The sequence below is a fragment of the Isoptericola sp. NPDC057391 genome, from assembly GCF_042668085.1.
Lineage (GTDB): Bacteria > Actinomycetota > Actinomycetes > Actinomycetales > Cellulomonadaceae > Isoptericola.
Genome location: NZ_JBHVBO010000039.1, coordinates 20,680 through 24,847, shown reverse-complemented (window position 1 = coordinate 24,847; position 4,168 = coordinate 20,680). Strand labels below are relative to the sequence as shown.

Below are 4,168 nucleotides of genomic sequence, written 5' to 3'. Positions count from 1 at the left end.
CTCGCGGTTCCGGGCCTTCGTCGTGGGGCACCGTCGTCGCCCTCCGGTCATGGTCCGTCCGGGAACTGTGCCACCGCGTCGGCAACGACGTCGTCGACGTGTCCTGCCGGCACGACGCCGCAGTTGACGAGGCCTGCGAGGCCCTGGAGCGTCGCAAGGAAGACCACCGCGATCCGCTCGGGGTCGTGATGCGGGAGCCGGCTCTGGGCCTGACCCAGGCGGAACACCTGCACGATCGGCGAGAAGGCCGCTGTGGCGCTGTCGGCCACGGAGTGCCCCTCCGCGCCGTGCTTGTGGGCGAACATCACCTCGACCAGGTTGGCTTCCGTGGTCGTGAACTCGACGTAGGAGCGGGCCACCGAGCGCAGCTGCTCGGTGTAGTCGGGCGACGCCGCAATGGCCTCGCGCAACCGCACGCCGAGTCGGGCGAAGCCTTCGACGGCCAGTGCTTCGAGCAGGTCCTGTCGTCCCGGGAAGTAACGGCGCGGCGCGGCATGCGTCACGCCGATGGTGGCAGCGATCTCGCGTAGCGACAGCTCGGAGGCGCCCCTGTCGTGCACGACGGCCGCGGCCTGATCGAGCACGGCCCTGCGCAGGTTGCCGTGGTGGTAGGGGCGAGCAGCGGACATGGGTGCAGCCTATCAATGATCTATCCGTTGACTACATTGTTTCCAGTGGTTACATTGAGGTCCATGCTCACCCTCGCCTCACCGTCACAGCTCCCCGATCAGACCGGTCGCACCATCGTGGTCACCGGCGCCAACAGCGGCATCGGCCGTGCCACGGCGGCTGCCATGGCCGCCCGAGGGGCCCGGGTGGTGCTCGCTGTCCGGGATCAGGAGAAGGGGCGCGCGGCCGCGGACACGATGGACGGAACGGTCGAGGTTCGGGAGCTGGACCTCTCGTCGCTGGCCTCGATCCGGGCCTTCGTCGTCGGGCTCCACGGCATGGTGGACGTCCTCGTCAACAACGCCGGCACGATGACCGACTCGCTGCAGCACACCGCGGACGGCTTCGAGCTCCAGCTCGGCATCAACCATCTCGGGCACTTCGCCCTGACCAACCTCCTCCTGGACCGGATCACGAGCCGCGTGGTCACCGTGTCGTCTGCGGCCCACCGCTCGGCTCACATCGACTTCGCTGACCTGCAGTGGGCGCAGCGGGCCTACGAGCCGTTCGGTGCCTATGGCCAGTCGAAGCTGGCGAACCTGCTGTTCACCGCCGAGCTGCAGCGGCGGCTCGTGGCTGCCGGTTCGCCGGTCATGGCGACCGCCGCGCATCCTGGCTGGGCGTCCACGGGGTTCCGGATCGCGAGCGGCCACAGGATCCTCGATGCCGTCGCGGCGAAGAGCGCGTCGCTGCTCGCCCATGGCCCGGAGGCGGGCGCGCTCCCCACCCTGCTGGCAGCCGTCGGTGACGTCCCCGGCGGCAGCTTCGTCGGCCCGAGCCGCCTCGGTGGCGTCCGCGGTCCCGCCGGTGTGGTCGAGGCGTCCGCCGGAGCGAAGGACCGGGAGACCGCGCGACGGCTCTGGGCGGTCTCCGAGGGGCTGACCGGGACCCACTTTCCCCTCGGCGCCGGCACGATCTCAGATCAGGCGGCCGACGCCTCGGGGGCCTGACCGCCGGTCGAGCCCCCGCGACCGACGGGCCTACCGGGTTGCGTGCGTCATCGGGGGGCACGGTCGACGGTGAGGTGATGGCCACGGTGCGGTACGTGGCGTCGACCAGGTGCCTGGTGCGGTCAGGTCGTGCCTCGCGACGACGTCGGCCGGTAGGCGGTGCCGAGCCCGCCCGAGATGGTGGCGAACAGCCCGGCGACGGCCCCGCCGACGGCGGTCACGGTCTGTGCGGACCCAGGAGCCACCGCGGCGGTGATGGTGGACGCGGCGGTGGCGAGCGCGCCGACGACGAGCGCGACGACGTAGGCGTACGTGCGCAGCCGGGGCGACACCATGGCGTGGCCGGTAGGACCCACGACGACGGGCGCCTCCGGCGCGACCGGTACCACCGGGTCGTGCGCCGGGGCGGGCGCGTGCGACGCCGGGGCAGCCGGCGCCGCGGCGGTGGCGGACGCGTCGATCGCGGACATCGGAGTGCTCCTCGTGGTGCGACGGGCCGGCGGCGCACCGGCCCCTGCTGGGAACGACGCGCGCGACGGCCGTCTGATACGCGGGGCGCGTCATCTATCCGTACGACCGACCGATCTGGACGACTAGTCGTCGTCGCGGCGCCACCACATGGTGAGCACGGCCTCCGCGGGCGCGTCGTCCAGGGCGCGGTACCCGTGCCGGGAGTCGGCGCGCCACTGCAACGCCTCGCCGACGGCGAGCTCGGCGGGGGCGTCGAGCGGGCCGACCTCGGCCCGGCCGCGGGTGACCAGCAGGTGCTCGGTCACGTGGGCGCCGTGCGGCTCCGAGCGGTGCGGAGGTCCGGGATCGAGGCGGAGGGCGAAGACCTCCACGGTGACGTCGTCCGCCTGCGTGGCGGCCAGCAGTCGGGTGTGGATGCCGGGTGAGGACACCTCGGCTCCCGCCTGCTCGGCGAGCAGCCATGAGATCGGGACGTCGAGGGCGCCGGCGAGGGCATAGAGCGTCGAGAGGTTCGGGTTGCGCGAGCCGCCCTCGATCTCCGACAGCGAGCCCTTGCCGATGCCGGCGGCGCGGGCCAGGGCGCCGAGGGAGAGGCCTCGGACGGCGCGGGCGGAGGTGAGGCGCTCGCCGATGAGCGCGGAGAGCTCGGCGGATCGCACGGAGTCATCCTAGCGTTCTGTTTGCGGAACGACGGGGATGAGGCGTACCGTTCCGTTCGTGGAACGCTCGCTCGCGCAGCCGGTCGGTGTCGGGATCGTCGCCGCCCTGGTCGGCTTCACCAGCTCGTTCGCGGTCGTGGTCGCGGGCCTGACGACGGTGGGGGCCACCCCGGAGGAGGCGGCGTCCGGCCTGCTCGTGCTGTGCGTGGTCCAGGGCCTCGGGATGATCTGGCTCAGCCGCCGCCACCACGCACCCCTGACCCTGGCGTGGTCCACGCCCGGCGCGGCAGTCCTCGCGAGCGCGGGCGGGGTCGCCGGCGGATGGTCCGCCGCCGTCGGGGCGTTCGTCGTGTGCGGAGCCCTGATCGGGCTCACCGCGGCGTGGCCCGCGCTCGGCCGGCTCGTGGCGGCCATCCCCGTGCCCGTGGCCCAGGCCATGCTCGCCGGGGTGCTGCTCTCGCTGTGCCTGCAGCCGCTCGTCGCGGTCACGACCGCCCCGCTGCTCGTCGGCCCGGTGATCGCCCTGTGGCTCCTCCTCGCGCGGCTCGCACCGCGGTGGGCCACACCGGCGGCCTTCGGGCTCGCCGTCGTCCTCGTCCTGGCGGTCGTCGCCACCGGGGACGGGACGCTGGGCCTGCGCCCGCCCGCCGTCGTGCTGACGGCGCCCGACCTCACGCCCGCCGCCGTCGTGGGGATCGCCCTGCCGCTGTACGTCGTCACGATGGCCTCGCAGAACGTGCCGGGGGTCAGCGTCCTCGCCTCCTTCGGGTACGCGGTGCCCTGGCGGGAGACGCTGCTGGTCACGGGCACCGGGACGATGGTGGGGGCGTTCGCCGGCGGCCACGCCGTCAACCTCGCCGCGATCACCGCGGCGCTCCCGGCGTCGGCCGAGGCGCACCCCGACCCCCGGCGCCGCTGGGTCGCGACGCAGAGCGCCGGGTGGGCCTATCTGGTGCTCGCCGCCCTGTCGCCGCTCGTCACGGCGCTCGTCGCCGCGGCGCCGGCGGGGGTGTTCGAGGCGGTCGCAGGCCTCGCGCTGCTCACCACCCTCGGCGCCGCGCTCGCCGCCGCCGTCCGCGACGAGTCCCACCGGGTCGCCGCGACGGCCACCTTCCTCACGGCGGCGAGCCCCGTCGTCGTGCTCGGTGTCGGATCCGCCTTCTGGGCTCTCGTCGTGGGCCTGGCGGTCTGGGCGCTGCTGGCCGCGGGGCCGCCGCGCCGCGCCCGGGGTGCTGGCGACGCGGCCGCCGGAGGACGACAGTGGTGGCCATGGCGAGCAACGAGGTGAAGTTCAAGATCGACGTCCCCACCGAGCTGGAGGGCGGGGTGCCGGCGGACTTCGCGTCGCTGTGGCACACGTCGACGTCGTTCGTCATCGACTTCGTCGCGGCCACCAAGCCGCCGCAGCCGGTGACCGAC

The 4,168-nt window shown here is 73.8% G+C and carries 5 protein-coding genes; 2 read left to right on the top strand and 3 right to left on the bottom strand.

The genetic code is table 11. The features are described from left to right. Nucleotides 1–47: 47 nt before the first annotated feature. Nucleotides 48–629 (bottom strand): TetR/AcrR family transcriptional regulator, encoded by a 582-nt coding sequence (locus tag ACFUVW_RS07860; protein WP_430570772.1) that lies wholly within the window; start codon nt 627–629, stop codon nt 48–50. Nucleotides 630–692: 63 nt separating this feature from the next. Here ACFUVW_RS07860 and ACFUVW_RS07855 point away from each other — a divergent pair, with 63 nt between their 5' ends. After that, nucleotides 693–1,619 carry an oxidoreductase gene (locus tag ACFUVW_RS07855; RefSeq protein WP_430570771.1) on the top strand — a complete coding sequence of 309 codons (927 nt, stop codon included), beginning with the start codon at nt 693–695 and terminating at the stop codon, nt 1,617–1,619. A gap of 122 nt (nt 1,620–1,741) precedes the next feature. Here ACFUVW_RS07855 and ACFUVW_RS07850 read toward each other — a convergent pair whose 3' ends face one another. Both ACFUVW_RS07850 and ACFUVW_RS07845 read right to left on the bottom strand, forming a co-directional pair. Further along, complete coding sequence (locus tag ACFUVW_RS07850; protein ID WP_430570770.1) at nt 1,742–2,089, bottom strand: hypothetical protein; 348 nt, start codon at nt 2,087–2,089, stop codon at nt 1,742–1,744. Between the two features lie 123 nt (nt 2,090–2,212). Then, the gene (locus ACFUVW_RS07845; RefSeq protein ID WP_430570769.1) at nt 2,213–2,749 is read right to left on the bottom strand and encodes a helix-turn-helix domain-containing protein; all 537 of its coding nucleotides are present in this window, start codon (nt 2,747–2,749) and stop codon (nt 2,213–2,215) included. Between the two features lie 37 nt (nt 2,750–2,786). Here ACFUVW_RS07845 and ACFUVW_RS07840 point away from each other — a divergent pair, with 37 nt between their 5' ends. Then, entirely contained in the window at nt 2,787–4,037 is a 1,251-nt protein-coding gene (locus ACFUVW_RS07840; RefSeq protein ID WP_430570768.1) for a benzoate/H(+) symporter BenE family transporter, read from the top strand. Nucleotides 4,038–4,168: the final 131 nt, after the last annotated feature.

Excerpts from the sequence above, each read along its gene's own strand:
- ACFUVW_RS07860 (WP_430570772.1), bottom strand. The coding sequence starts at position 629 with ATGTCCGCTGCTCGCCCCTACCACCACGGCAACCTGCGCAGGGCCGTG.
- ACFUVW_RS07855 (WP_430570771.1), top strand. The coding sequence starts at position 693 with ATGCTCACCCTCGCCTCACCGTCACAGCTCCCCGATCAGACCGGTCGC.
- ACFUVW_RS07850 (WP_430570770.1), bottom strand. The coding sequence starts at position 2,089 with ATGTCCGCGATCGACGCGTCCGCCACCGCCGCGGCGCCGGCTGCCCCG.
- ACFUVW_RS07840 (WP_430570768.1), top strand. The coding sequence starts at position 2,787 with ATGAGGCGTACCGTTCCGTTCGTGGAACGCTCGCTCGCGCAGCCGGTC.